The following is a 26,410-nucleotide window of genomic DNA, read 5'->3' as shown; positions in this document are numbered from 1 at the left end:
GCGCCTGAGGGGTGCGCGGCGTTAACTCGCCGCGCGCATCGCTTTCTTGCGTTCGTGGATTTCGCGCAGCTTTTTGCGTAGGCGGATCGCCTTAGGGGTGACTTCGACCAGTTCGTCGTCGCCGATATAGGCGACGGCTTCCTCTAGGCTCATGCGGCGCGGCGCGGTGAGCCGCACGGCTTCGTCCTTACCGGCGGCGCGGATGTTGGTGAGCTGCTTTGCTTTTAGCGGGTTCACGTCGAGGTCGTTGCCGCGGGTGTGTTCGCCGATGATCATGCCGCGGTAGACGTCGACGCCCGGGTCGATGAACAGCGTGCCGCGCTCCTCGAGGTTCCACAGCGCGAAGGGGACGGCCTTGCCGTCGTCCATCGATATCAAGACGCCGTTGCGATAGGAGTCGATCGGCCCCTTGTGCGGCGCGTAGCTGTGGAAGACCCGGTTCATCACCCCGGTCCCGCGGGTATCGGTGAGGAACTCGCCGTGATAGCCGATCAGCCCACGCGAGGGCGCGAGGAACCCGAGGCGGTGCTTCCCGCCCGCGGTCGGTTTCATTTCGACCAGTTCGGCTTTCCGCTGGCTCATCTTCTCGACGACAATCCCGGCAAAATCGGAATCGACGTCGATGACGACTTCTTCGATCGGCTCGAGCGGCTTGCCGGTCTCGGGGTCGTCTTTGAACAGAACCCGCGGTCGGCTGATTGCCAGTTCGAACCCTTCGCGGCGCATCGTTTCGATGAGGACGCCGATTTGCAGCTCGCCGCGCCCGGCGACTTCGAAGGAATCCTTGCGCTCGGCCTCGCTGACCCGGATCGCAACATTGCCCTCGGCTTCGCGCAGCAATCGTGTGCGCAGGAGGCGCGAGGTGACTTTGTCGCCGTCACGGCCCGCCAAGGGCGAGTCGTTGATCGAGAAAGTGACCGCGAGCGTAGGCGGGTCGACCGGTTGGGTGGCGATCGGCGTCTTGACCGTGGGGTCGCAAATAGTATGGGCCACGGTGGCCTTGCCAAGTCCGGCGATGGCGACGATGTCACCAGCCTCGGCGACCTCCAGCGGCACGCGTTCCAGGCCGCGAAACGCGAGGAGTTTGGTCAGACGCGTCTGTTCGATTTCTTTGCCGTCAATGGTCAGAACCTTGGCGGTCATGTTCGCGCGCAGGCGCCCGGAATGAATCCGCCCGGTGACGATCCGGCCCAGGAACGCATCGTATTCCAAGATCGTCGCCAACATCGCGAACGGCGCGTCGGGATCGCCGCGGGCCGGCTCGACCCGTTCCAGAATGAGATCGAGAAGGGGCGCGATCTCCTCGCGCGGCCCATCCACCGTCAGCGACGCCCATCCTTGCTTCGCCGACGCGTAAATCACGGGGAAGTCGAGCTGTTCTTCGGTCGCGTCAAGCGAGGCCAGTAGGTCGAAGACCTCTTCGTGGACGACATCGGGCCGTGCATCGGGCCGGTCGGTCTTGTTGAGGACGACAATCGGCTTCAGGCCCAGCTTGAGAGCCTTTCCGAGCACGAATTTGGTCTGCGGCATGACGCCTTCCGCGGCGTCCACCAGCAACAGGGCACCGTCGACCATACCAAGGATACGTTCGACCTCGCCGCCGAAGTCGGCGTGGCCGGGGGTATCGACGAGATTGACGCGCGTGTCGCGCCAGGCCACCGACGTGCACTTCGCCAGGATCGTGATGCCACGCTCGCGCTCCAGATCGTTGGAATCCATCGCCCGCTCAGCGACGTGCTGATTGGCGCGAAAAGTTCCGCTCTGGCGCAACAGCGCATCGATAAGGGTCGTCTTGCCGTGATCGACGTGTGCGATCACCGCAACGTTGCGAAGGTCCATGATCCTGTCCCGGGTTGAGGGCGCGGAATATATGGCGGCTTTGGTGCGGTGCACAAGCGGCACCGGTCGGAATCGCCGAAAACGGCGAGGGACCGCGAGACAGGTGGGGCATAGGGCAGCTATGTTGGCGCTCTTTTCGCAAATCCATGACCCCAGAACACACCAAGAAGCCCTCGGTACTCCTGCTGTTGTCCATCCAATTGGGGGGCATTGTCGGGATCAATGTGTTCGCGCCGTCGATGCCCGACATCGCCCGGTCGCTGGAAACCAGCCAGGCGGCAGTGCAATGGACAATCACGGTCTTCTTGATCGGGTTCTCGGTTGGGCAGCTTTTCTACGGGCCGATTTCCGACCGGTTGGGCCGCCGACCGATCCTGTTCGGCGGCATGTTTATATTTCTGGTCGCCAATGCGGCGTGCGCGGTTGCGAGTACCATCGACTGGCTGATCGTCGCGCGGGTATTTCAGGGCCTCGGGGCCTGCTGCGGCAGCGTACTGATGCGCGCCATCGTCCGCGATCTCTACGAGCGCGACGATGCCGTGCGAATCATGAGCTATCTCGCGATCGGGGCGGGCCTCACGGCGGCGATCGCTCCGTCGATCGGCAGCGCGTTGGTCATCTTCGGGTGGCGTGCAAACTTTTGGTTCCTCGCCGTCGCTGCGGCAATTCCGATGATCCTGGCCTACAAATGGCTTCCCGAGACCCACCCGCCGGAACGCCGCCGCGGAGGGCGCGCGGGGTCGGTGATTTCGGATTACGCAACGCTACTCGGTTCGGCGACATTCCTCGGCTACGGCATTCTGATCGGCTCGGTGAACGCGCAGTTCTTCGCGTTCGTCGCCGGCGCGCCGTTTGTCTTCATCGAAACCATGAACGTGCCGGCCGAGGCGTTTGGCATTTTGCTGCTGATGTCGACGGGTGGATTCCTGGTGGGCAGCTTGATCGTGGTTCGCCTCGCTGGCCGGGTTGCCCCGGACCGGCTGATTACCATTGGGGCGATTACCGTTCTGGTGTCGACAGCAGGACTGTTGGTCGTCTCAATAGCGGGGGTTCAGACGGTGGCGACGATCATGGTACCGATGTTCATCCAAGGCGTTGCTAGCGGCTTCGTCTTCCCGCCGGCGATGGCGCTGGGCGTCAGCGCACATCCTCGGATTGCCGGGACGGCCTCGGGTGTATTGGGCGTGTTCCAAATGGGCAGTAGCGCCCTCGCCACGATGGCCGCGAGTTTCTTCCTCCACACCGACATCGTCCCCACTGCGGCGATCATGTTCGTCCTTGCGGCGATTGGTGCGGCGGCACTACTCCTCGTGCGGCGCGGCGGGCGCCAGTCCGGGCAGGCGGCAGCGTGACCGAGGCCGAATCTCGACGCTATGTGCTGGCGCTTCTGCTGGCGTTGACCGGAACCTCTGCGTTTTCGTTGCAGTTTTTTGTCCCGGCGATGCCGGCGCTGGTGGGTGTGTTCGAGACAACGCCGGCCATGGTCCAACTGACGTTGACCCTGTTCATGGCCGCTTACGGCATTTTCCAGGCAGTCTACGGGCCGCTCTCCGACCGCTATGGCCGGAAGCCGGTCCTGCTGGCCGCCATCGTGCTGTACATCGCAGGCTCGTTCCTTGGCGCGGCGGCGCTCAGCATCGAAATGGTCATTGCCGCGCGGGTTCTCCAGGCCATCGGCGCCGCAGCGGGGTTCGTCCTCGTTCCAGCGATTGCGCGGGATGTCTATGGCCGAAGCGGCGCGCCGCGCGCGATGGGCTACATCAGCATGACCAACGGGTTTATTTCGGCGGCGGGACCGCTGATCGGCGGGCTCATTCATCAGTATGCCGGGTGGCGCTACGGGTTGATCGCCACCGGCACGCTGGGCGTAATGATGTTGATCTTCACAGCCGTCTACCTGCGCGAGAGCGTCGCCGTCACGCGGCAACGGATCGCGCTAGGCGCGCTGGTGCGTGGCTACATCGCTCTGGCGAAGAGTCGGGGATTTCTCGGCTACGTGCTCGCTGTCGCCTCGGTGAACGGCGTTTTCTACGCGTTCCTGGCCGGGACCGCGTTTGTTGCCATCGAGAACCTCGGTGTATCGCCCTCGGGATTCGGCCTTCTGATGATCCCGGCGGTGGCCATGTTCATGACCGCGTCGTTTCTCAGCGACAAGATGGCGCGGCGGATCGGTACGACTCGCGTCATCTTGATCGGCACGCTGTGCACGACGACGGGCGCCGTCGGACTACTTGTCGTTTCGTTGGCCGGGCACCAAAGCATCGCCGCGCTTCTCATCGCAAGCGCCTTCATGGGTCTTGGCAACGGCCAAGTGTTGCCCGCGTGTATCTCCGAAGCGGTGAGCTTCGACCCGAGGTTGGCCGGGACGGCGTCGGCCTGGATGGGGGTCAGCCAAATGGTCGTCGCCGCCATGGCGAGCCAGGTCTATGGGTTCATCCACGACGGGACGACGGTGCCGGTCGCACTGTTGATGTCCGTCCTCGCAGCGAGCGCTTTGTGCGCGGTCGTGTTGGTGGCGCGGCGCGGTCCGGTCACGGCGACCGGGGAGTGATCGTGGGCGCGAAAGGTGTTCTGCCCAGCGGGCCCAACGCCTAAGGTCGCGCGATGCTGAACGCCCCGCCCGAACACCGCCATACCTTGATTCTTCTTTTGCTGCTGAACGCCATTTCGATCGTGGCGATGCAGTTCATCGTGCCGGCGATGCCCGATCTGGTCGGTGCGTTCGCAACGACGCCGGCGATGGTGCAGCTCACGCTGACCATGTTCATGCTCGGCTATGCGGTGTTTCAGATCGCCTACGGGCCGCTTTCCGACAGGTTCGGCCGCAAGGGTGTGTTGATGTGGGCCACCGCGGTTTTCGTCGTTGGGTCGTTCCTCGGCGCCTTCGCCCAGAGCATCGAGGTGTTGATCGTCGCACGGGTGCTGCAATCGGTCGGGGCGGCGGCGGGCTTCGTCCTGCCGCCGGCCGTGGCCCGCGATGTGTACGGGCACGACGGCGCGCCGCCGGCGATCGGCTGGATCAGCATCAGCGCGGGGCTGGCCGCATTGTTGGCACCGTACCTGGGTGGACTGGTCCATGAGACCGCGGGCTGGCGCTGGGGCATGGGGCTGAACGGTGTCCTTGGTATCGCCATTCTGCTCGCCTGTGGATTCCTTCTGGCTGAAAGCCACCCTCGCGCGTTGCGTCAGTCGGTCGGCATTGCCGGTCTGGCCCGGGGATACGCGGCATTGGGGCGTTCGCGGCGATTTATGGGCTATCTCTTGGCGACGGCCTTCGTCAACGGTGCGTTCTACGCGTTTTTCGCCGGGGGTGCGTTTGTCGCCATTGAGATTCTCGGTCTCTCGCCGTCGCAGTTCGGACTCCTGACCGTTCCGGTCGTGCTATTCTTTTTACCGAGCGCCTATCTCAGCGTTCGGCTGGCGGCGCGCTACGGGGCGACGCGAATTATCGCCTTGGGGACGGCGACGACGGCGCTGGGATCGATCGGTTTGTTGGTGGTCGCTCTGTCGGGAAATCTCGGCGTCGGAGCGCTCTTGGTCGCCAGCGCGTTGCTGGGGTGGGGCAATGGCCAGGTCATTCCCAACGCGACCGCCGCCGCGATCAATCTGTTCCCCAAGTTGGCGGGGACGGCGTCGGCCAGCCTCGGCACCGCCCAAATGGGCATGGGTGCGATCGCGAGTTTGTTGTTTGGGGTGATGCACGACGGCACTTCGACTCCGATGGCGGCGCTGATGGCGGTCATGGCCGCGGCGGCGGTCTTGTCGTGCGGATTCATCGTTGCGGCGCGCCGGCGTCCGGCGGCGGCTTAGCGTTTCAGATAGGGAGAAGATATGGCGTATCTCGTGACAGGCGGCACCGGTTTCATCGGTTCGTGGGTGGTCAAATCTCTGTTGGAGCGCGGCCACAAGGTGGTGGCCTTCGATGTCGTGCCTGGACGGCACGCTCTGGACCAAGTCGTCGGCTCGCGCGCCGACGAGGTTACCATTGTCCAAGGCGACTTCACCCAGATGCACCGCATTTTGGAGACGGTGCGGGCCCACAAGATCACCCACATTGCCCACATCGCGGCGGCGGGGTTGAACCTGTGCAACGCCAATCCGGCGTACGCGGTCCACGTCAACGGCGTAGGCTTCGCCAACATGCTTGAGGTCTGCCGGGCGATGGATATCGAACGGATGGTGTGGGCGAGCTCGGCGGGCGTTTTCGGCGGTAATTGGGGCAGCGAACCGGTGCCCAACGACGCGCCGTTCAAGCCGCGCAATGTGTACGCGGGGTTGAAAATCCTCGGCGAAACCTTGGCAGCGCAGTACCACGACACCTATGGGCTCGACGTCATCGGTCTGCGCTATACCTTCGTCAATGGCCACGGCATGCCCGATCACCAAGGCGGCCAGATGATCCGAGAGCTATGCGAGAAGACCGCGCTTGGCCAGCCCGCCGTGGTGCCATGGGGCGACGACGCCCCGGATTGGCTATGGGGTGGGGACGCCGGCGAAGCGACCGCCCTTGCGCTGGCGGCCGCACCGACAAAATCCCGCGCTTTCAACATCCACGGCAATCACGCCCCGATGGCGAAGGCCGTCGCCTACGTGAAATCGTTGTTGCCCGAGGCAGACATCACGGTGAAGCCCGGCAAGATGGGTTTCAGCCGGTTCGACGGGTCGGTCACTGCGAAGGAAATCGGCTATACGCCGAAATGGACCATGGAGATGCAGTTGCGCGAACGCATTAACCGGGTCCGCCAGGAAAATGGACTGCCCGAGGTCGGATAGCATCATCTCTAAACCCGCGCCTGCGAAGACGATCCCCAAGCCACCGGTCATTTTTTTGATGACTGTGACGGCCGCGGGGATTTTTGCGACGAACATGTATGTCCCGTCGTTGCCCGCGATCGCGATCGACTTCGCGGCGAGCGAACAGGTCGTGCAGCTCACGCTGACGGTTTTCCTCGTCGTTTTCGCGGTCTTCCAACTGGTCTACGGGCCGCTAGCCGACCGTTACGGGCGCAAGCGGGTCATGCTGGCTGGGCTAGCGATCTTTCTGTTCGCCAATGTGTTGGCGGCAACGGCTCAGTCCATCGAGTGGCTGTTGTTCGCCCGTGTTCTCCAAGCCATCGGTGCGTGCGCCGGTCTTGTCATCACCCGCGCGATGGTGCGCGACAGCTACGACCGCGGCGAAAGCGCGCGGATCATGGCGTATCTAGGTATGGGGTCGGGCGTGTCGTCGTCGATCGCACCGCTGCTCGGCGGGGCGTTGCAAGGGTGGACTGGGGACTGGCGCAGTAGTTTCGTTTTCATGAGCGTCTTTACCCTGGCGCCGATGTTGGTGTTGGCGTTGACGGTGCGCGAGACGCTGCGGCGCGAGAACGTCGCGACTGGCGGTATCGGTGGCATGGTGCGGGACTATCTCTCCCTGCTGCGCATGCCCGAATATATGATGTTCTCGGTCGGGGCGGCCCTGATGAACGCGACCTTCTTTGCTTTCCTGGCGACCGTGCCGTTCATCCTAATCAATGCCGTCGGCTCGTCGCCCGAGCGGCTCGGGATCGTGTTGCTTTACATCACTGGCGGGTTCTTTGTCGGGAACCTCGTGGTGTCGCGAATCGGGGCCCGCTTTGCGCTCGAACACTTGGTCCTGGCGGGGAGCGCGATGTGTTTTTCGGGGGTGGCGATTCTGACGGTGTTCGCTGCTTTTGGCGCCCACAGTGAAACCGCCATTGCCCTACCGATGCTGCTGTTTGGCATCGGCAACGGTTTTGTCCTGCCGCCGTCCAGTGTGATCGCCGTGAGCGTTCGCCCGCAGATCGCGGGAACCGCCTCGGCGCTTTATGGGTTTAATGCGTTCGCGCTTGGAGCGCTCGGGACGATCGTCGCGGGCTTTTTGTCTCACCAAAGCCAACTGCCGCTGGGCATTGCCATGTCGGTCATGACCGGCACCGCCGTTGTTTTATTTTCGATCGGGACCGCGCTCACCCGGCGCGGGGCTAGATCAGAAAGTTGAACAGGTTGCCCTGGCCGTTCGCGGATGCCTGGGCGTTGGCGCTGGCATTGAACGAAATCGCTTGCAGTCGCTGAAGAGCGGCTTGCATGGACGCAATCTGGTCGAGAACGCGCTGGGGCGGTTGCTGGGGAAGTTCGAAGTCTGGATCGGGTCCCTGGGTCTTGAGGCGGAAGGCTTTTTGAATCGTCGAGCTGGCGAATTCGAGCAAGGTAATGGCATCCTCGCGCGCAGTGTCCGACAGGAGATTGATGTCGTTGGTCAGGCCGAGGCCGAAGTTGGTCTCCACGAAGCCTTCGCTGCCGTCGTCGGCGACCTCGCCGAACAGAACTTCGGGACGCAGACCGATCCCGCTGAGTGCGTCCAGCCCCTTGGGTCCGGGAAGCAGTTCGATCTTGTGGCCGTTGAGTGCGCTGATGCGCAGGAAGCGGCCGGAAATGTCGTCGTCGACGAACTGTGCGGTTCCCTGGCCGCCGGATCCGATGGCGCTGCGGATCTTGAACGCGAGGAACCCGAACGAATCGTCGTCGTCTATGGTGACCTGTTTGAGCGGGCCGTTGTCGACCGAGACATAGAAATACTGACCGGGGCGCGCCGTGCTGACGCTGGTGATCGAGTCGGCGGCGTCAGACGGAACCTCGCCGGTTGGAAGACCCATCCGCGACAGAATGTTGGTGCCGTTAGCATCAAAGGCGATCGACGATCCCCGTTGGTCGTAACCGCCGCCGAACTGATGGCGCCAGGATTCGTTCAGCGCCGTATCGAACTTGATCGCAAAACCGTCCGTGATCCCAGTGGAGGTTTCACCTGCCAAGGTGCCAGCCGTTTCGCCGGTCACGTAAACTTCCTCGCTCGTTGGGTCGACGGCGACCGAAAAGGCCCGATCAGTTGCCGTGGTTCCAAGGAACGTACCCGCTGTGACCGACCCGTCGGTGCCCGCAAGCTTCGCGACAAACCCGTCGGTGTCGCCGGCGTGGGCGGTGACCGGAGTAGTCGCGCCGAAGAAACCGGTATTCGATGTGTAGCCGGTAACGTAAACATCTCCGTCGGAGTCGACGGTGAGGCCGGTCACGCTGCCATCCGTACCGAGGGTGCCTGAAAATTCCCAGTCCTGGGCGGTAGCGTCGCCGTCGCCGTAGCGGCGCACGAAACCCACGCCGTCGTCGGTGCCGGCGAGGAAAACGTTGCCCGACCCATCGACGGCGATTGCGGTGTGTTGCTCGTCGCCCGCATCGCCGAATTGCCGACTATAAACCTGCGTTCCGCTGCTATCGAGTTTTGTAACGAAGGCATCGTCGCCGCCGTTAAAACCTTCGCCCGGCGCGATTTCGGAGCGGGTCAATCCCGCGACGAAAATCTCGTTGCTGCTGTTGACCGTGAGAGAAAGGCCGACATCGTCGAGATAGGGGCCTGCCTGCCGGGTCCAAAGTTCTTGGCCGGTGCTATCGAATTTCGTCACGAAGGTATCGAGATTGCCACCGAAGGCGTTTGCGGTGAGCGCACCGCGTACCTGGCCGGTGACGATGACGTTGTCGCTGCTGTCGACCGCAACGGCGAATCCTGCGCCGTCTTCGGTGGCACCGAGGCGCCGTGTAAAGACTAGATTCCCAGCAGCGTCGTACTTGTTTAGGAAGGCATCGTTGTTAGCGGGGTCGATCTGCTGACTGCCGAGATCGCCTGCGGTTTTGCCAACGACATAGACCGCGCCAGTGCCGTCGACCGCGACACCGTTGGCGGCGTCTGCCTGGCCGGTCGTATCGATCTGGTGGTAGAAGGCCTCCGTTGGGTCGGCCGCGCCGAGGTCGTCGATCTTCGAGACAAACCCGCCGCCCGAAGGTCCTTGTCCGCGCAAACCGGCGAGATAGACGGCGCTCGACTCGGTACTGGCGTTGGCGCTCAGTGTCGCCGTTTCGCCGAAGCCGACATCGATGCGAAACCCGTACTCCGTTTCGCTGTAGCGCTCGGTATAGATCTGGGTCGAAATGCCGGCATTGACCAGTTCGGCATTCACATGCGCCGAAATCGCGTCGAGCGTGTAATCGTTGGGATCGGCGCTCACGTCACTCATCGTGATCGTCACCGTACGCACCGTGGTGCCGTCGTCGGTCTGGACGGTGAATTGATCGGTTGCAGTCAGTCCGGGGATTGGGGTGGTTCGATTGTCGAGGATGACCGCGCCGTTGAAACGTGGAGCGATCTCCTTTTGCGGCAGGATGATCGAGGAGTCGAGATCGGCTTCGAGAATACCCGTCACCAACGAGAGTGTGTTGTAGTTCGCGTTATTGACGAATTTTTCGAGTTCGGCGATGCGGGTCTGAAACTTGCTATCGACGAGGTTCGAAAGCGCTTTCCCCTGAGTGGTCTGGGCGTAGCGCGCAATGTCGAGGAGTTGGTTGACCGCCTTGTAGGCCGCGAAAAGCGATTTCGAATCGTCGTCCAAGTCGTTGCGGTCGAACAGGGGATCCCGGGGGTCGATCAAGGCCGCCTGGGAAAAAACCCTTTGTTCGAGGGATTTGTCTGGAATCGGCTGGCGCTGCTGCCAAGGGGGTACCACCCGTTCGCGGGCGGCGATCAGTTCGCCGATCTCGCCGTTACGCAAAATGGCGGTGCGCACCGACGACGACAGCGAGACGCCGGAAGCGAAGTAGTTGCCGAGAACGTTGAAATCGAAGCTGACGAAAGACATACGCGAGGGGGGCCTTTGCGGCGGATCCGTTCGATCCGCTGCAAGGAATGCGCCACCTGCCGGCGTGCTGGCACGGCTGATGCACCGGTATGTCTTGGTGATCAAGGTTAATGGCGGTTTGGCGCAGGCCGAATTTACCGGACGTTAACCAAACCGCGCGGAGAATGCCTGCGATATGGAACACGAACGCACGCGCCCCTTCGATTGCGACGTTGTCGGCGGGCGAAATGTGCCCAGGGCTCGGCAAAAATTGCCGGGTAGGGAGGCATAAATGGCCCCAGGCGAACCCGCAGCGATTCCTCTCGATATTGCCCGAACCCCCCGGCGCGCCCGGGACAAGATCAAATCGGTGCATGAACTGGCGGCGATCTCGACGGCGCTGAAAGCGCGGGGCAAGAAAGTCGTGCTCGCCCACGGGGTTTTCGATCTGGTCCACATGGGGCACGTGCGCCACCTGGAAGCCGCCGCTGCCGAAGGCGACATCTTGATCGTCACTGTGACCCCCGACGAATTCGTCAATAAGGGGCCGGGCAGGCCGGTGTTCACCGGCGGCCTGCGCGCCGAAATGTTGGCGGCCCTGGGCTGTACCGACTGGATCGGCGTCAACGAGTGGCCCAGTGCCGAGCAGTTGCTCGATCTCATCCGGCCGAACGTCTACGTCAAGGGCTCGGATTACTCCAACGAAGGCGAAGACCTGACCGGAAAGATCCGGATGGAGCGCGAGGCCGTCGAACGCCATGGCGGTCGCGTCGTTTACACCGACGACATCACCTTTTCCTCGTCGTCTCTGATCAACCGTCACCTCAACGTCTTCGACCCGGATGTGATGGAGTATCTCAACGGGCTCGACAAGGCCGCACATCTCGAGAGCGCTCTGGGCGCTCTAGAGAGTATCAAGGACATGCGCGTCCTCTTGGTCGGCGAAGCGATCGTTGACGAATACCTCTACGCCAAACCGATGGGAAAGTCGGCCAAGGAAAACATCATCGCCTCGCGCTATTCGGGTCGCGAAGTGTTTGCCGGCGGCGTGATCGCCGCTGCCAACCATGTCGCGGACTTCGTCAAGGATGTCGAGGTCGTAACCATCTTGGGCGAGCGCGATTCCTACCAAAGCCTGATCCGCGACACGATCCGTGACAACGTCACGATTCACAGCCTCTACCGCCCGGGCCTGCCGACCATCCGCAAGAGCCGCTACGTCGACCCCGGCCATATGCGAAAACTATTCGAGGTCTACCACTTCGACGACACGCCGTTGAACGGCACGATCGAAAAGCAGTTGTGCGACATGATCGGCGACCGCGCGCGCGACTTCGACGCGGTGATCGTCACCGACTTCGGTCACGGGATGATGACACCGCGGGCGATTCGCACGGTTACCGACACGGCGCCGTTCCTAGCGGTAAACGCGCAAAGCAACAGTGCGAACCTCGGCTACAACATGGTCACCCGCTACAACCGCGCCGACTATGTATGTATCGACGGGCCCGAGGCGCAGCTCGCGACCGGCGACCGCTTTTCGGACATCGAGGACGTCATCACCGACGGGTTGGCCCACGCGATCGATTGCGACCGCTTTGTCGTCACCCACGGTCAAAACGGTTGCGTCGCCTACGACCGCGCGGGCGATGTGCGGCGCGTGCCGGCGTTCACCCGGCAGGTCGTCGACACGGTCGGGGCGGGCGATGCGTTTCTCGCGGTGACCTCGCCGGTTGTCGCGACCGGGGTCGATATGGAAGTGGCGGGATTCATCGGCAACGCGGTCGGCGCGTTGAAGGTAGGGATCGTCGGGCACCGGCAATCGGTCGAGAAGATCCCCGTGCAGAAATACATCACAACCTTGCTGAAGTAGGGCGCCATGACAGTCGACTTTTCGAAACAAAACCTTTCGGCCTATTTCTCGACGCTCGGCGCGATGGACCGCCGCATGGTGGCGACCGACGCAATGGGCGGTCGAATGGACCTCGCCAAGGTCATGGGCACCGCGATGGAGCGGGCTCAAGCTGCGCACGATGCCGGCAACAAGTTGATGTTCATCGGCAACGGCGGGTCGTCGACCGTCGCTAGCCACATGGCCGAGGACTACACCAAGGCCGGCGGTATTCGCACCCTGGCATTCAACGACCCGGCGTTTCTTACCTGCCTGGGCAACGATCTTGGGTTCGACCAAGTGTTCGCCAAGCAGATCGAGATGTTCGCCCAGCCCGGCGACATTCTGGTGGCGATTTCCAGTTCCGGTAATTCTCAAAACATTCTCAACGGCGTTTTCGCGGCGCAAAAGCGCGGTTGCTGGGTGATGACTCTTTCCGGCTTCACGCCTGACAACCTGTTGCGCAATCTCGGCGACATCAACGTCTATGTTCCCTCTAGTGAATACGGCTTCGTCGAAATCACCCATCTCGCGGTTTGTCACGCCATGCTCGACATCGCGATGGGGTGGAAAGGCGCGACCGAGACCGAACATCGTCCCCTCAAAGTGGTTTCCGCATGACACACAAAACCTGGAACGTCCTGGTCACCGGCGGCGCCGGCTACGTCGGTAGCGCCCTGGTGCCGAAACTCCTCGCGGCCGGCCACCGCGTGACGGTTCTGGATCTCTACATCTACGGCGATGTCTTTGCATCGTTGAAGAGCGATCCGAACCTGCGCGAGGTCAAGGGCGATCTACGCAATCCGGCTGCCGTCGCCGATGCGATGCGCGGCTGCGATGCGGTGATCCATCTCGCGTGCATTTCAAACGATCCGAGTTTTGAGTTGAACCCGGAACTTGGAAAATCGATTAATTACGATGCTTTCCGGCCGCTGGTGCGCGCCGCGAAGGCAGAGGGCGTTCGCCGTTTCATCTATGCCTCGTCGTCGAGCGTCTACGGAATCAAGGACGATCCCGAGGTTACCGAGGACCTGCCGTTGGAACCCTTGACCGACTACTCAAAGTTCAAGGCGATGTGCGAGGAAGTATTGGCCGAAGAACGGGTGCCGGGGTTCACCACGCTGATCATTCGCCCCGCTACGGTGTGCGGCTATGCCCCGCGTCTGCGCCTTGATCTCACGGTCAATATCCTGACCAACCATGCGATCAACAACGGCAAGATCACCGTGTTCGGAGGCGCGCAACGCCGGCCCAACATCAATATCGAGGACATGACCGACCTCTACGTCAAATCCTTGCAGTACGACGATGCCGCGATCGACGGCAAAACGTTCAATGCCGGTTTCGAGAACCACAGCGTCGCGGACATCGCCGAGATGGTGCGCACGTCGGTCGGCAACGGTGTCGAAGTCGTTACCCAGGCCACGGACGACATGCGGTCCTACCATGTCTCTTCGCAGAAGATCCGCGACGAGCTCGGCTTCGTGCCGGTCCACACCATCGAAGACGCGGTCGATAGTTTGATTGCCGCGTTCGACGCAGGGCAGGTCGCCGATCCTATGGTCAACCCGCGCTACTACAACATCAAAACCATGCAAACGATCAACCTGGTGTAGTCATGCTTCTTGGTCTCGATTTCGACAATACGATTGTCACCTACGACGCGCTCTTTGCACGCCTTGCGATCGAGGCGGGGTACATCGACAACGTTCCCGTCGGCGGCAAAACGGCGATCCGCGACATCGTCCGCGCCCGCCACGGCGACCGGGCCTGGCAGTTGCTCCAGGCCGATGCTTACGGTCCGCGTATGGACGAAGCCCAGCTCAGTCCGGGGTTTTCGGCTTTTGTCGCCAGCGCGCGCCGTTTGGGCGTGCCGCTTGTCGTGGTCAGCCACAAGTCGGTATTTTCCCACGCCATCGACGGCGGCCCCAACCTGCGTTACGCGGCCCTTGCTTGGATGCGAGCCAATCGTTTCTTCGAACCGGGCGGCCTCGCTTTCAGTGTCGACGATATCTATTTCGAGGGGACGCGCCGCGAAAAGGTCGCGCGCATTGAGAATCTCGGTTGCACCCATTTTGTCGACGATTTGCCCGAGGTCTTTGCGGTGAAATCGTTCCCGACCGAAGCCATGCGCATTCTTTTCGCGCCCAAGGAAGGGGCCTCGCCAGGACTCGTCGACGCCGTGGTAACCGATTGGTTTGACCTGCGCGATCTCCTGTTCGCCCACGCCGAACGAGCGGTCGCGTGAACCAACTGTCGCAGATTGCCGAGGTCGCGCGCGGTCTGTGTGGCGGGTCGGTCGGCGCCCTCGAAGAGATACAGGGGGCGGGAAACCACCGGGTTTACCGCGTCGACGGCGGCAACGGGTCGCGCTTCGCGCTGAAAACCTACTTCGCCGGGGGTGCCGACGGGAACCAGCGTCTCAGCGCCGAATTCGCCGGACTGACCTACATGTGGGGCGAGGGGATGCGGTCCATTCCCCAACCCATGGCCGCGGACCGCAACGCCCAATGCGCTCTGTTCGGATGGATCGACGGCGATCCCGTCAGCGTACCGACGCCAGCCGACATCGACGCGGCAGGTGACTTTGTTCAGGCATTGCGCAACCTCGCCCGTCTCGAAGGGGCTGCAGAATTGCCGCTCGCCCGCGAGGCGTGTTTGTCGCCTGACGAGGTGCACCGTCAAATTGTCGCGCGGCGGGCTCGCTTATCGCGTGAAGCGGCGTTCCGCACGGACCTCGCCGTCTTTTTGCAAGACAGCTTCGACAACACCTTGCACGCCACCTGGGCTCGAGCCCAACGCGGTTTTGCGGCGGCGGGGATTTCCCGGAGCGCTAATCTGCCCGAGCGACTGCGTACGCTGTCGCCGTCGGATTTCGGATTTCACAATGCGGTTCGGTCCGCCGACGGGGCGTTGGTCTTTTGTGACTTCGAGTATTTCGGTTGGGACGATCCGGTCAAGCTGGTCGCCGACTTCGTCGTCCACCCCGGTATGGCGTTGGACGCCAACTTGGCCGCGCGGTTCGAAGAAAAGACTATGGCGATTTTCGCCGACGACCCAACGTTTGGGGCGCGTCTCAACTTGCTAAAGCCGCTCTATGCATTGCGGTGGGCGTTGATCGTGTTGAACGAATTTATTCCCGAGCGTTGGGCCCAGCGGGCATTCGCCCATGGGGAGCGCAATCGCAACGAGGTACTCGTGCGGCAACTCGGCAAAGCCAAGGATTTCGTTTCTCGCGTTCAAAAGGAGATCGCGGCGTGACTCATGAAGCGCACATACGGGTCGTGGGCGATGACCTCGACGACCGTTCTCTCGCGCTGCGGCGGCTGGTTGTCCGCGGTTTGGACGGCGGCAAACGCGGCCACCTCGGATCGGCGTTCTCGTTGATCGAAACGCTGCGCGTTCTCTACGACGATATTCTTCGCTACGACCCCGCTGCGCCGCGCTGGGCCGGTCGCGACCGTTGCATCTTGAGTAAAGGGCACGGGTGTCTGGCGCTCTACGCGATCCTCGCCGACAAAGGGTTCTTTCCTGCCGATGAACTCGACCGTTTCTGTCAATTCGATGGGATTCTCGGCGGCCACCCCGAGCGCGCCAAAGTACCGGGTGTCGAAGCCTCGACCGGTGCGTTGGGTCACGGTCTGTCGATCGGTATAGGTCAAGCGCTGGCGATGCGCCTCCAGAAACGCGACTCCCGTGTCTTCGTCATCATGGGCGACGGCGAGATCAACGAAGGGTCGGTGTGGGAGGCCGCACTGAGTGCCGGAAAGCACAAGCTCTCGAACCTGGTGGCGATGGTCGATTACAACAAGCTGCAATCCTACGACCGTACGTCGGTGGTTCAGGACCTTGAACCTTTGGCCGACAAGTGGCGCGCATTCGGTTTCGCGGTACACGAGGTCGATGGGCACGACGTCGCGCAGTTGCACCGCGTCCTTTCTGCCGTGCCGTTCCAGCGAGACAAGCCCTCGGCGATCATTTGCCATACCGTGAAGGGCAGGGGTATCGCTGCTGCCGAGGGCAATCCCGACTGGCATCACAAATCCAAAATCAGCGACGACGATGTCGCCGCCATGTACGCGGAGCTCGCATAGCCATGCGCAAGACCAGCCTCGATTGCGTTTACGAACTGGCGCGGCGTGACCCGCGTGTGGTGTTCATTGGCTCCGATCTCGGCGCCGGAACGCTCGACGAGTTTAAAGAAGAAATGCCCGACCGGTTTTTCATGGAAGGGGTGACCGAACAAAACATTATCGGCATGGCTGCGGGTCTGGCGATGGAGGGGTTTATTCCTTACGTCAACACCATCGCGACATTCATTACGCGGCGGTGCTTCGAACAGGTCGCGGTCGACCTTTGTCTCCACAACCTACCGGTCCGTCTCATCGGCAACGGTGGCGGACTTGTCTACGCACCGCTCGGGCCGACGCATCTAGCGGTCGAGGATCTTTCGATCATGCGTGCACTCCCCAACATGACGGTCGTGGCACCGGTCGACAAAGAAGAGATGGCGCGGTTCGTGCCGCAGACGTTAGACATGCCGGGGCCGGTCTATATCCGACTCGCCAAGGGCGGCGATCCCGTCGTGTCGCGGGAGGCAGACGGTTTCACCATTGGCAAAGCCATCTTGATGCGTGATCCGGGCGACTTCTTGCTGGTGTCCACTGGGGTCATGACCAATCGGGCCTTGGCAGCGGCCGACGCACTGGCGATGGCGGGGGGCCTGCAATGCGGCGTGCTGCATATGCATACGGTGAAACCGCTGGACGATGCGGCGCTCCTCGACCTTGCTGGGCGGGTTCGCGGGATCATTACGCTAGAGGAGCACACGCTGGTCGGCGGTTTGGGCAGTGCTGTGAACGATTTACTTGGTGACCGGCTTGGCCGGAAGGCGCCGCCGGTTTTGCGTCTTGGCATTCCCGACCGTTTTCCCGACAAGTACGGTACCCAAGACGATTTGCTGGGCTACTACGGTCTCCAGCCTGACGCGATCGCCAATTCCGTGCGGGAATTCGCCGCCGTCACCTAGGGCGCCCGGTCTTTTGGGGAGGCCGGCAGATTGGGGCATTTCTCCCAATGCTTTTTATCTGAAGTTTTAGTTGCGAATGATTATCAATAACGGTAACGTCCCGTCACTGCGATTGATTTGCAATCGCTTGATCTAGGTCAAATCGACGGCGTCCCGCCTCGCATAGGCTCCGTAAGCCCAGCATCGGACGCATACCGGCGACTGGCCATTAACAACCGAACCTAAGCCGTATCGGCGGGTCAAGGTGGGAGAGATGTACATGTTGCGAAGGGTGTTTCGGTCCGGTATCGCCGGCCTTTTGATACTCGGCGGGTTTGTGGGGGCGTCGACGGCGGTACAGGCTGCCGAGGAAGTCAACGTCTACTCTTACCGGCAACCGTTCCTGATTCAGCCGATGTTCGACGCGTTTACCCGCGAGACCGGGATTAACGTGAATGTCGTCTTTGCCGAAAAGGGGTTGGTGGAACGTCTGAAAGCGGAGGGCCGTAACTCGCCCGCCGACTTGATCTTCACCGTCGATATCGGGCGGCTTGCCGACGCGGTGGAGGGCGGGGTTACCCAAGTGGTACACGACGCGACCCTTGAACAGATACTGCCGGCGGCCATGCGCGATCCCGAAGGCCAATGGTTCGGCCTGACCCAGCGCGCCCGGGTGATCTACGCATCCAAGGACCGGGTGCCGCTTGAGGAGGCGCGCGCGCTGAACTACGAAGACCTCGCCGATCCAAAGTGGCGGGGCAAGATCTGCACCCGTGCCGGCGACCATGAGTACAACGTCGCGCTGTTCGCCGCGATGATCGAGAAGCACGGCGAAGCCAAAGCCAAGGCGTGGTTGGTCGGTCTGCGCGATAATCTTGCCCGCAAGCCGCAGGGCAACGACCGGGCCCAGGTCAAGGCGATCTTGGAGGGTCAATGCGATCTAGCCCTGGGCAATCACTACTACTATGCCCTGATGTTGCAAAACGAAGAGCAATTCGCGTGGGCGCAGGCCGCCAACATGATCTTCCCCGACCAAGCGGGGGCTGGCACCCACATGAATATCTCCGGCATGGCGATGACCAAGTCGGCGCCCAACCGCGATAATGCGCTCAAGCTGATGCGGTTCCTGGTCGGCGACCTGGCGCAACGGATGTACGCCGAGCAGAACAACGAGTATCCGCTGCGTGAGGGTGTCGATCCGTCGGGCCTGTTGGAGTCCTTCGGTACGTTCAAGCGGGCCGATCAGTCGTTGGCTGCGGTGGCTAAACTACGCCCCGCAGCAATCCGTATGATCAACGAAGTCAACTTCAACGCAGGACCGTCTAGCTAGAATCCGTCGCGTTTGCGGCGTAGAACCCCGACGTCGGTCGCGACGTCGGGGTTCGTTTGTTATGGGTTTGTGTAGAGTGAGGGCATGGTGAGCGACGCCAAAGCGGCGGTGGCGTTGGGTTCCCGGCGCGTCGGGACTGAAGGTCTTTGGCAGATCGGCGGGCTGCTCATTGCTCTGGCGGTCGGTCTTCCGATCTTGGCCGTGACGTGGTTGGCGGTTTTTCCCAGCGAGAACATCTGGCCCCATCTCTTCGAGACGGTGCTGTGGGATTACATCGAAACGACCGTCCGCCTGATGGTAGGTGTCGCGCTCGGTAGCGCCGTTATCGGCGTCGGCACAGCATGGTTGGTGACAACTGCCGAGTTTCCCGGGCGCCGCGTGTTTCAGTGGGCGCTGATGCTGCCGTTGGCCGCACCCACCTACATCGTTGCCTATGTCTACACCGATCTGCTCGAATTCGCGGGCCCTATACAGAGCCTCCTACGCGACATGTTCGGTTGGACCTCGGCGCGCGACTATTGGTTCCCTGAGATTCGCACCGTGGGTGGGGCCGTCGCGATGATGACGCTGACGCTCTACCCCTATGTCTATCTCTTGGCCCGCGCTGCTTTTTTGGAACAGGCCGGGATCACCCGGGAGGTGAGTCGCACGTTGGGCGCCGGACCGTGGCGCACGTTTTGGCGGGTGGCTTTGCCGTTGGCGCGGCCGGCGATCGTCGTCGGCGTGACGTTGACGCTGATGGAGACCCTCAACGATTTCGGTACCGTCGATTACTTCGCCGTACGAACCCTGACCGCAGGGGTATTCAATGTCTGGCTGACCATGGGCAATGTCGGAGGCGGCGCACAGATCGCCTTGGTCATGCTCGGTTTTGTCGTCCTGCTCATCCTCTTGGAACGTCTGGAGCGCCGCCGCCGTCGCTACCACACGTTGGCGACGCGGCATCGCCGCGCGCGCCGCACTGGCCTGGGCGGCGCTGCGCGGTGGGCTGCTTTTGGGGCGTGTTTGGCACCGGTCGCCCTGGGCTTTCTTCTCCCCGGCGGGGTCCTGCTCAAGAATGCGGTGCTGTTTGCCTCGGAGTCCTGGTCGTCGCGCTTTCCCGATTTTGCAATTAACAGTCTGTTGCTGGCGGGGGGCGCGGCGCTTCTGTGTGTCACACTTGCCACGTTCCTGGCCTACGCCGTTCGCCTGCGCGGCGGCCGTATTCTGTCAAGTGCGGCACGGTTCGCAAGCCTAGGTTACGCCATTCCCGGCGCAGTGCTGGCGCTCGGCATCCTAATTCCCTTCGGTGCGTTCGATAACGCCTTCGACGGGTGGATGCGCGACACTTTCGGTGTTTCAACCGGCTTGCTTCTGAGCGGGACCGTTGCGGCGGTGATGTTCGCCTATGTCGTGCGTTTCTTCGCGCTCTCCTACGGCGCGCTAGAATCCGGCCTCGGCCGTATCAAACCGAGCATGGAAATGGCGGCCCGTACGTTGGGCGAAGGACCCACCGGCACGTTGCGGCGGGTTCATTTACCGCTGATGAAGGGTACCTTGCTCACCGCGGCGCTCTTGATCTTTGTCGATGTGATGAAGGAATTGCCAGCCACGCTCCTGTTGCGGCCGTTCAACTTCGACACGCTCGCGACCTACGTCTACCAGTTCGGATCGTCCGAGCAGCTTGAGCTCTCGGCGCTTGGCGCGCTCACCATCGTCGCCGTCGGCCTGGTGCCGGTGGTTCTGTTGAACCAAGCGGTCGCCCGCGATCCCAGCGAGGTCATCTGACCACGGTGTCCGACACTGTCCCCACCTGTGCTACACAGTCGGCACCACTCTATGACGAGACCCGCGCCGTGACCGAACCCGACACCCCCGCCTTGATCTTCGACGACGTCGGCCATCGCTATGGCCGGATCGCCGCGGTCGACGGATTTTCGCTGAGCGTCGGCGCCGGCGAAGTGGTCTGTCTGGTAGGTCCATCAGGGTGCGGTAAATCAACGACGCTGCGTCTCGCTGCCGGGCTCGAGGAACTGCAGCGCGGGCAAATCAGTATCGGCGGCCGCGTCGTTGCGGGTGCCGGACGCGCGTTGCCGCCCGAAGAGCGCAACACGGGCATGGTGTTCCAGGACTTCGCGCTCTTCCCGCACCTCAAGGTGATCGACAACGTTCTGTTCGGCGTAAGGGGCCGCGATGGAGCCGACAAGCGGCGGCGGGCCGAAGCGATTCTCGATCACGTTGGGATGGCGCGCTATGCGCACACCTATCCCCACGAATTGTCCGGCGGCGAGCAACAGCGTGTTGCGCTCGCGCGCGCGCTGGCGCCGCGCCCGGCGCTGATGTTGATGGATGAGCCGTTTTCCGGCCTGGACACCCAATTGCGCGATTCGATCCGCGACGACACGTTGCGTGTACTAGCCGAGGCCCTGACGCCGACCTTGCTGGTGACTCACGATCCGCGAGAGGCGATGCGGATGGCCGACCGTGTCGCGGTCATGCGCGAGGGGCGTCTCATCCAGGTTGGGCCGCCCGCAGATATCTACGGTCAACCGGTCAGTCTGTTCGTGGCTAAGTTTTTTGGTCATGTGAATGCGCTCGAGGGGCGCGCGCAGGGCGGAATGGTCCAAACCGTCCTCGGAAAAGTGATCGACGGTGGGGGGGCGGGGGAGGGACCGGTCGTCGTCGGCATTCGCAATGAAGGTTTGGCCCTGGGCGAGACGGGAACCCCGGCTACCGTCGAAAATGCGCGGGTTCTAGGGCCCTATAGCGTGGTCGACCTAGTGGTAAACGGCGATACCCGCTTGACGGCCCATATTCCAGGAACTCGGCCGCCGTCGGTGGGCGACGCGGTCAAGGTCGATTTTGATCGGAACCAGGCGTTTGTTTTCGCAAAAGAGTCACTAAATAGATGAAATTCCAGCGCAAATAGGGTTTTGCGCGGGGTGGGTGCGTTTGCGCAGACTCAGCGTTTCTGCGATGATCGCGACAAATGGCGGAAAACGGTCCGCCACACAGCTGGAGCAAGCACATGGGAATCAGTTTCTGGCAAATCCTCGTCGTCGTGCTCTTGCTCGTGGTTCTGTTTGGCCGCGGCAAGATTTCGAGTCTGATGGGCGATATGGCCAAAGGTATCAAGAGCTTTAAGCGCGGCATGGCCGAGGACGATACGGTTGGGGCGCAGCAAAAGACGATCGACGCGACGGCCGAAAAACCGGCCTCGGTCGAAACCAACAAAAAAGAAACCGCGTAACCAGGAACCATCCGGCGCCACGGCGCGGCGCTTGAGCGGGTTCCCGAGGCTTCACCGCGATGTTCGATATTGGCTGGACCGAAATGATGGTGGTGGTCCTGGTCCTGATCCTCGTGGTCGGGCCCAAAGACCTGCCGAAGGTTATTCGCACGGTCGGCCAGTGGACGGCAAAGGCCCGCCGGATGAGCCGCGAATTCACCAGCAGCCTCGAAGAGATCGGCCGCGAAACAGAACTCGACGATTTGCGACGCGACCTCAACAGCATTGGCGGCGGCAGCAGCGTGACGGCGCTGAACAAACACATCGACCCCGATGGATCGCTAAAGAAAGCGATCGACGGCAACGTTGCGGGCTCGGTGGAGTCCCAACCGGCGGAAGCGCTGGCGAAACCGGCGGCCCTAGAGGAAGACGATAAGCCCGCGTCGATTCCGGCAGACGGCGATGCGGTCGCTGCGGCGGCGCAAAAAGCCGATGACGCCGCGTCCCACAAGGCCGACGCCGCAGCGGCTCACAAAGCCGATGACGCCGCCTTGAGCGAACAATCGACCCAACCGCCGGCCAAGGCCGGCGCGTCGACCGCCTAGGAACGGCCACATGGTCGCAGAACGGGCACCCGACGAAGAGGCGGAGATCGAGTCCAGCAAGGCGCCGCTGCTCGAACATCTGACCGAGCTGCGCAAGCGGCTGATGCAGGTCGTGATTTTTTTCGTCGTGGCGTTCGTCGTCGCCTACGTCTTTTCCGACGAGATCTACAATTTCCTTGTGCAGCCCTACGCCGATGCCGTCCAGGGCATGACGGGCAAGCGCCTGATCTATACCGCCCTGCAAGAGGCTTTCTTTACGCTGCTCAAGGTTTCGATGTTCGCCGCGTTTTGGGTGACGTTTCCGTTCCTGGCGATGCAAATTTGGAAATTCGCCGCGCCCGGTCTCTACAAAAACGAACGCGGTGCGTTTTTACCGTTCCTCATTGCTACGCCGATCCTGTTCACCGCCGGCGCGGCGTTGGTCTATTACATGATCATCCCGCTGGCGTGGCGCTTCTTTCTCGGTTTCGAGACGCCGGGCGGAGAGGGCACGCTGCCCATCGAACTCGAGGCCAAGGTCGGCGAGTATCTGTCTTTGATCATGAAGCTGATCTTCGCGTTCGGCATTGCCTTTCAAATGCCGGTGGTCCTCACGTTGTTGTCCCGCGCCGGCATCGTCTCCGCCGACTCATTGGCTAAAAAGCGGCGCTACGCGGTCGTCGTTGTTTTCGCGATTGCCGCGATCCTGACCCCGCCCGACCTCATCAGCCAGATCGGTCTGGGCGTGCCGATGCTGCTCCTATACGAGGTCTCGATTTTCTTGGCCCGCCGGGTCGAGAAACGGCGCGCCGCCCGCGAGGCGGAAGAAGAAGCGGAGCTGACCGCCTAAGCCGCAGCCTTTACGGGATTCTACGCGGCCCCTATAAGTGCGGGCCATGCACGATATTCGCTTTATTCGCGATCACCCTGCCGATTTCGACGCTGGCATGAAACGCCGCGGACTTGAACCGCAGGCCGCGGCGATCCTTGCCCTCGACGAACAGCGCCGCGCAGTCCAAACGGCGCTGCAGGACGCCCAGAAAATGCGCAACGACGCATCGAAATCGATCGGCAAAGCCAAAGGCCAGGGCGACGCCGCCGAGGCCGAACGGTTGATGGCGGAAGTCGCGGCGATCAAGACGCAGATTCAGCAGGACGAATCCCGCGAGCGCGACCTCGGCGACGAGCTCAGCGCGCTGCTTGCCGGTCTTCCCAATATTCCGGCGGGCGATGTCCCCGACGGCTTAAGCGAAGACGACAACGTCGAGGTCCGGCAATGGGGCCAGCGACCGTCGTTCGATTTTGCGCCGAAGGATCACGTCGATCTTGGCGAAGCGTTGGGGCTGATGGATTTCGATGCGGCGGCGCGCATGTCGGGCGCACGTTTCGTCGTCCTGAAGGGGGCGTTAGCGCGGTTGGAACGGGCACTCGGCCAGTTCATGCTCGACCTGCAAACGGGCGAGAACGGCTATACCGAAGTTTCGCCGCCACTCTTGGTGCGGGACGACGCGGCCTTCGGCGTGGGACAGCTGCCGAAGTTCGCCGAAGATCTGTTTCGTACGACCAACGACTTTTGGCTGATCTCGACCTCGGAAGTGCCGTTGACCAATTTGGTCCGTGAACAGATCTTGGATCAGGTGGAGCTGCCCATGCGCGTGACGGCGCTGACACCGTGTTTTCGGTCCGAAGCAGGGGCTGCCGGTAAAGACACGCGCGGGATGATTCGTCAGCATCAGTTCCACAAGGTGGAGATTGTCTCGATCGTCGCGCCCGAAGACGCCGTCGCCGAGCACGACCGCCTGACGAATTGCGCCGAGGCGGTCCTTCAGAGCCTTGGGCTGCACTACCGCGTGGTCGCGCTATGTACCGGCGACCTCGGGTTTTCAAACGCTAAGACCCACGACATTGAAGTGTGGCTGCCCGGCCAGGACCGCTTTCGCGAGATTTCGTCCTGCTCCCACTACACCGACTTCCAGGCGCGCCGCATGAACGCGCGCTATCGTCCGACAGGAGAAAAGGGGACGCGCTTCGTGCATACACTGAACGGATCCGGTCTCGCGGTCGGCCGCACCTTGGTCGCGGTGCTGGAGAACTACCAGCAGGCGGATGGCTCGATCCTCGTCCCCGACGTCTTGCGGCCCTATATGGGCGGTGTTGAGAGGATCGGAGTGTGAGCGCGCCGCTCCGCATCCTGGTGACCAACGACGACGGGATCAACGCGCCTGGATTGAAGGTGCTGGAAAAGATTGCCCGCGCCTTGACGGACGACATCTGGGTCGTCGCGCCCGAACACGAACAAAGCGGTGCGTCCCATTCACTGACTTTGGTCGAACCGTTGCGCGTGCGCCGTATTTCGAAACGGCGGTTTGCGGTGGGCGGCACCCCGACCGACTGTGTCGTAATGGCCCTCAATCAAGTGATCGAGGGGCGGCGGCCGGACCTGCTGCTTTCGGGCGTCAATCGGGGCGCCAATATGGCCGAGGACGTGACCTATTCCGGAACCGTAGCCGCGGCAATGGAAGGAACCCTGTTGGGCATTCCGTCGATCGCGTTGAGCCAGGTCTTTCAACGTCCCGAACCGATCCACTGGGGCACCGCCGAACAGCACGGTGCCGGCGTAGTGAGAAAACTGCGCAAGGCGGGATGGCCGTCGGAGGTCCTTCTCAATGTCAATTTTCCGCCGGTGAAGGCCCACGCAGTGACCGGAACCGTCATTACCATTCAAGGTCGGCGCGATGTCGGTAAAATTCAGATTCACGAGCGCGAAGACCCTCGCGGTGGCAACTACTACTGGCTTGGTTTTAGACGGCAACTGGGCAAACCCGGCGCGGCAACCGACCTTGGCGCAACGATGCGGGGGCAAATTTCGGTCACGCCGCTCAAAATGGACTTCACCCATAGCGCCACACGAAAGGCTCTACAGGCCGTCTTCAAGTGACCCAGGATGCGCGCAAGATCCGTTTGATCATGGAACTGCGCCAGCAGGGTATCTCGGACACGAAAGTGCTTTCCGCGATCGAACGGGTACCCCGCGAGATCTTCGTCTCGCCGTCCTTCGTCGACCAAGCCTACGAAAACACCGCCCTGCCGATCGAGGAGGGGCAGACGATCAGCCAACCCTACGTCGTCGCCTTCATGACCCAGGCGCTGGATGTGCATCCGCGCCAGCGGGTACTCGAGATCGGTACCGGGTCCGGCTATCAAGCGGCGGTGTTAGCGAAGCTGTGCCGCCGTGTTTTTACCGTCGAACGCTACCGATCTCTGTTGCGCCGGGCCGAAGAGAAGTTCAAGCGCGCGCGGATTAACAACATCGTTGCCCGGCTGGGGGACGGCGCACTGGGGTGGCCAGAATTGGCGCCCTTCGACCGCATCATCGTCACCGCCGCCGCGCCGGAGGTTCCATCGGCCCTCAAGGAACAGCTCTCGGACAAGGGGGGTATCTTGATCGTACCTGTTGGGCGGGATTCACAGGCACAGCAAATCGTGCGCATCGTTCGGAACGGCGAGGCCTTTACGTCCGAAGAGCTGCTCCCGGTGCGCTTCGTTCCCTTGGTCGCCGGTGTCGTTCGCGACAACAACTCGGTGACGGCGCGTTAGATAAAAGACGCGCGACGCCGCGAAAACGATTCGCTAGATTGGGACCCTGAGCGCAGCATCTAGAGGAAACACCCATGGAATGGACAGACGAAGAATTGGCGGCACCGTTGAGCGATGAGGCCAAAGAAGCCAGCAGCCAAGGCAACATGGAGCTTGGCATCTTCGTCTTGGCTGGCGTCATCTTGGTTCTCTTGATGATGGCAAACGTCCTCTGACAAAACGCGTGGCGCGTTGCCGGAGTTGATCCCACGCGCCATCTCGCGCTAATTTTCTATCGGGCAGGGTAGGCC

24 protein-coding genes are annotated in these 26,410 nt (G+C 62.0%); 22 read left to right on the top strand and 2 right to left on the bottom strand.

Going from position 1 to position 26,410, the window contains the following annotated elements; all coding sequences use genetic code 11:
* Window positions 1–21 precede the first annotated feature (21 nt).
* Window positions 22–1,839: a translational GTPase TypA gene (typA, locus tag RID42_14260; GenBank protein ID MEQ8248836.1), complete on the bottom strand. Its 1,818-nt coding sequence runs from the start codon at window positions 1,837–1,839 to the stop codon at window positions 22–24.
* Between the two features lie 146 nt (window positions 1,840–1,985).
* On the opposite strand from typA, the gene RID42_14255 reads away from it, so the two are divergent.
* Genes RID42_14255 through RID42_14235 form a run of 5 tightly spaced genes read left to right on the top strand, consistent with a single transcriptional unit; the run spans window position 1,986 to window position 7,840 of the window.
* Window positions 1,986–3,191, top strand: a complete 1,206-nt coding sequence (locus RID42_14255; protein ID MEQ8248835.1) for a multidrug effflux MFS transporter — start codon at window positions 1,986–1,988, stop codon at window positions 3,189–3,191.
* Entirely contained in the window at window positions 3,188–4,390 is a 1,203-nt protein-coding gene (locus RID42_14250; GenBank protein MEQ8248834.1) for a multidrug effflux MFS transporter, read from the top strand. Before RID42_14255 ends, RID42_14250 begins: the two co-directional genes overlap by 4 nt.
* A gap of 53 nt (window positions 4,391–4,443) precedes the next feature.
* Window positions 4,444–5,649 carry a multidrug effflux MFS transporter gene (locus RID42_14245; GenBank protein MEQ8248833.1) on the top strand — a complete coding sequence of 402 codons (1,206 nt, stop codon included), beginning with the start codon at window positions 4,444–4,446 and terminating at the stop codon, window positions 5,647–5,649.
* A gap of 21 nt (window positions 5,650–5,670) precedes the next feature.
* Window positions 5,671–6,612 carry an NAD(P)-dependent oxidoreductase gene (locus RID42_14240; GenBank protein ID MEQ8248832.1) on the top strand — a complete coding sequence of 314 codons (942 nt, stop codon included), beginning with the start codon at window positions 5,671–5,673 and terminating at the stop codon, window positions 6,610–6,612.
* Window positions 6,613–6,670: 58 nt separating this feature from the next.
* Window positions 6,671–7,840 carry a multidrug effflux MFS transporter gene (locus tag RID42_14235; protein ID MEQ8248831.1) on the top strand — a complete coding sequence of 390 codons (1,170 nt, stop codon included), beginning with the start codon at window positions 6,671–6,673 and terminating at the stop codon, window positions 7,838–7,840.
* Here RID42_14235 and RID42_14230 read toward each other — a convergent pair.
* Window positions 7,824–10,523 carry an SBBP repeat-containing protein gene (locus tag RID42_14230; protein MEQ8248830.1) on the bottom strand — a complete coding sequence of 900 codons (2,700 nt, stop codon included), beginning with the start codon at window positions 10,521–10,523 and terminating at the stop codon, window positions 7,824–7,826. The two genes, RID42_14235 and RID42_14230, sit on opposite strands and share 17 nt — an antisense overlap.
* Before the next feature lie 271 nt (window positions 10,524–10,794).
* On the opposite strand from RID42_14230, the gene RID42_14225 reads away from it, so the two are divergent.
* The 17 genes from RID42_14225 to RID42_14145 all read left to right on the top strand — a co-directional run bounded on the left by RID42_14225 (window position 10,795) and on the right by RID42_14145 (window position 26,335).
* On the top strand, window positions 10,795–12,375 hold the full coding sequence (locus RID42_14225; protein MEQ8248829.1) for a PfkB family carbohydrate kinase: 1,581 nt from the start codon (window positions 10,795–10,797) through the stop codon (window positions 12,373–12,375).
* A gap of 6 nt (window positions 12,376–12,381) precedes the next feature.
* Window positions 12,382–13,014 (top strand): SIS domain-containing protein, encoded by a 633-nt coding sequence (locus tag RID42_14220; protein ID MEQ8248828.1) that lies wholly within the window; start codon window positions 12,382–12,384, stop codon window positions 13,012–13,014.
* The gene (locus tag RID42_14215) at window positions 13,011–14,009 is read left to right on the top strand and encodes an NAD-dependent epimerase/dehydratase family protein (protein ID MEQ8248827.1); all 999 of its coding nucleotides are present in this window, start codon (window positions 13,011–13,013) and stop codon (window positions 14,007–14,009) included. Before RID42_14220 ends, RID42_14215 begins: the two co-directional genes overlap by 4 nt.
* A 2-nt stretch (window positions 14,010–14,011) precedes the next feature.
* Complete coding sequence (locus tag RID42_14210; GenBank protein MEQ8248826.1) at window positions 14,012–14,641, top strand: hypothetical protein; 630 nt, start codon at window positions 14,012–14,014, stop codon at window positions 14,639–14,641.
* On the top strand, window positions 14,638–15,654 hold the full coding sequence (locus RID42_14205; protein MEQ8248825.1) for an aminoglycoside phosphotransferase family protein: 1,017 nt from the start codon (window positions 14,638–14,640) through the stop codon (window positions 15,652–15,654). The genes RID42_14210 and RID42_14205 overlap by 4 nt, the downstream gene beginning before the upstream one ends.
* Complete coding sequence (locus tag RID42_14200; GenBank protein MEQ8248824.1) at window positions 15,651–16,487, top strand: transketolase; 837 nt, start codon at window positions 15,651–15,653, stop codon at window positions 16,485–16,487. Before RID42_14205 ends, RID42_14200 begins: the two co-directional genes overlap by 4 nt.
* A gap of 2 nt (window positions 16,488–16,489) precedes the next feature.
* Window positions 16,490–17,422 (top strand): transketolase C-terminal domain-containing protein, encoded by a 933-nt coding sequence (locus RID42_14195; GenBank protein MEQ8248823.1) that lies wholly within the window; start codon window positions 16,490–16,492, stop codon window positions 17,420–17,422.
* Window positions 17,423–17,675: 253 nt separating this feature from the next.
* Entirely contained in the window at window positions 17,676–18,731 is a 1,056-nt protein-coding gene (locus RID42_14190) for a Fe(3+) ABC transporter substrate-binding protein (protein MEQ8248822.1), read from the top strand.
* Between the two features lie 87 nt (window positions 18,732–18,818).
* Window positions 18,819–20,498, top strand: a complete 1,680-nt coding sequence (locus RID42_14185) for an iron ABC transporter permease (protein ID MEQ8248821.1) — start codon at window positions 18,819–18,821, stop codon at window positions 20,496–20,498.
* Window positions 20,499–20,566: 68 nt separating this feature from the next.
* Window positions 20,567–21,622 carry an ABC transporter ATP-binding protein gene (locus RID42_14180; protein MEQ8248820.1) on the top strand — a complete coding sequence of 352 codons (1,056 nt, stop codon included), beginning with the start codon at window positions 20,567–20,569 and terminating at the stop codon, window positions 21,620–21,622.
* A 116-nt stretch (window positions 21,623–21,738) separates the two neighbouring features.
* Window positions 21,739–21,960, top strand: a complete 222-nt coding sequence (locus RID42_14175; protein MEQ8248819.1) for a twin-arginine translocase TatA/TatE family subunit — start codon at window positions 21,739–21,741, stop codon at window positions 21,958–21,960.
* A gap of 59 nt (window positions 21,961–22,019) precedes the next feature.
* Window positions 22,020–22,544 (top strand): Sec-independent protein translocase protein TatB, encoded by a 525-nt coding sequence (gene tatB / locus RID42_14170; GenBank protein ID MEQ8248818.1) that lies wholly within the window; start codon window positions 22,020–22,022, stop codon window positions 22,542–22,544.
* A gap of 10 nt (window positions 22,545–22,554) precedes the next feature.
* Entirely contained in the window at window positions 22,555–23,373 is an 819-nt protein-coding gene (gene tatC, locus RID42_14165; GenBank protein ID MEQ8248817.1) for a twin-arginine translocase subunit TatC, read from the top strand.
* A gap of 46 nt (window positions 23,374–23,419) precedes the next feature.
* A complete protein-coding gene (gene serS, locus RID42_14160) occupies window positions 23,420–24,697 on the top strand; it encodes a serine--tRNA ligase (protein MEQ8248816.1) in 1,278 nt (425 codons plus the stop codon).
* Window positions 24,694–25,461 (top strand): 5'/3'-nucleotidase SurE, encoded by a 768-nt coding sequence (surE, locus tag RID42_14155; protein MEQ8248815.1) that lies wholly within the window; start codon window positions 24,694–24,696, stop codon window positions 25,459–25,461. The genes serS and surE overlap by 4 nt, the downstream gene beginning before the upstream one ends.
* Window positions 25,458–26,120, top strand: a complete 663-nt coding sequence (locus RID42_14150; protein ID MEQ8248814.1) for a protein-L-isoaspartate(D-aspartate) O-methyltransferase — start codon at window positions 25,458–25,460, stop codon at window positions 26,118–26,120. The genes surE and RID42_14150 overlap by 4 nt, the downstream gene beginning before the upstream one ends.
* Before the next feature lie 74 nt (window positions 26,121–26,194).
* Window positions 26,195–26,335: a hypothetical protein gene (locus tag RID42_14145; GenBank protein MEQ8248813.1), complete on the top strand. Its 141-nt coding sequence runs from the start codon at window positions 26,195–26,197 to the stop codon at window positions 26,333–26,335.
* Window positions 26,336–26,410 lie beyond the last annotated feature (75 nt).

It is taken from the genome of Alphaproteobacteria bacterium (assembly GCA_040216735.1).
In the GTDB taxonomy this organism is placed as follows: Bacteria; Pseudomonadota; Alphaproteobacteria; order SHVP01; family SHVP01; genus CALJDF01.
This window is presented reverse-complemented; position numbering and strand designations above follow the sequence as displayed.

Excerpts from the sequence above, each read along its gene's own strand:
- typA (MEQ8248836.1), bottom strand. The coding sequence starts at position 1,839 with ATGGACCTTCGCAACGTTGCGGTGATCGCACACGTCGATCACGGCAAG.
- RID42_14255 (MEQ8248835.1), top strand. The coding sequence starts at position 1,986 with ATGACCCCAGAACACACCAAGAAGCCCTCGGTACTCCTGCTGTTGTCC.
- RID42_14245 (MEQ8248833.1), top strand. The coding sequence starts at position 4,444 with ATGCTGAACGCCCCGCCCGAACACCGCCATACCTTGATTCTTCTTTTG.
- RID42_14240 (MEQ8248832.1), top strand. The coding sequence starts at position 5,671 with ATGGCGTATCTCGTGACAGGCGGCACCGGTTTCATCGGTTCGTGGGTG.
- RID42_14235 (MEQ8248831.1), top strand. The coding sequence starts at position 6,671 with ATGACTGTGACGGCCGCGGGGATTTTTGCGACGAACATGTATGTCCCG.
- RID42_14230 (MEQ8248830.1), bottom strand. The coding sequence starts at position 10,523 with ATGTCTTTCGTCAGCTTCGATTTCAACGTTCTCGGCAACTACTTCGCT.
- RID42_14225 (MEQ8248829.1), top strand. The coding sequence starts at position 10,795 with ATGGCCCCAGGCGAACCCGCAGCGATTCCTCTCGATATTGCCCGAACC.
- RID42_14220 (MEQ8248828.1), top strand. The coding sequence starts at position 12,382 with ATGACAGTCGACTTTTCGAAACAAAACCTTTCGGCCTATTTCTCGACG.
- RID42_14215 (MEQ8248827.1), top strand. The coding sequence starts at position 13,011 with ATGACACACAAAACCTGGAACGTCCTGGTCACCGGCGGCGCCGGCTAC.
- RID42_14210 (MEQ8248826.1), top strand. The coding sequence starts at position 14,012 with ATGCTTCTTGGTCTCGATTTCGACAATACGATTGTCACCTACGACGCG.
- RID42_14195 (MEQ8248823.1), top strand. The coding sequence starts at position 16,490 with ATGCGCAAGACCAGCCTCGATTGCGTTTACGAACTGGCGCGGCGTGAC.
- RID42_14190 (MEQ8248822.1), top strand. The coding sequence starts at position 17,676 with ATGTACATGTTGCGAAGGGTGTTTCGGTCCGGTATCGCCGGCCTTTTG.
- RID42_14175 (MEQ8248819.1), top strand. The coding sequence starts at position 21,739 with ATGGGAATCAGTTTCTGGCAAATCCTCGTCGTCGTGCTCTTGCTCGTG.
- tatB (MEQ8248818.1), top strand. The coding sequence starts at position 22,020 with ATGTTCGATATTGGCTGGACCGAAATGATGGTGGTGGTCCTGGTCCTG.
- tatC (MEQ8248817.1), top strand. The coding sequence starts at position 22,555 with ATGGTCGCAGAACGGGCACCCGACGAAGAGGCGGAGATCGAGTCCAGC.
- serS (MEQ8248816.1), top strand. The coding sequence starts at position 23,420 with ATGCACGATATTCGCTTTATTCGCGATCACCCTGCCGATTTCGACGCT.
- RID42_14145 (MEQ8248813.1), top strand. The coding sequence starts at position 26,195 with ATGGAATGGACAGACGAAGAATTGGCGGCACCGTTGAGCGATGAGGCC.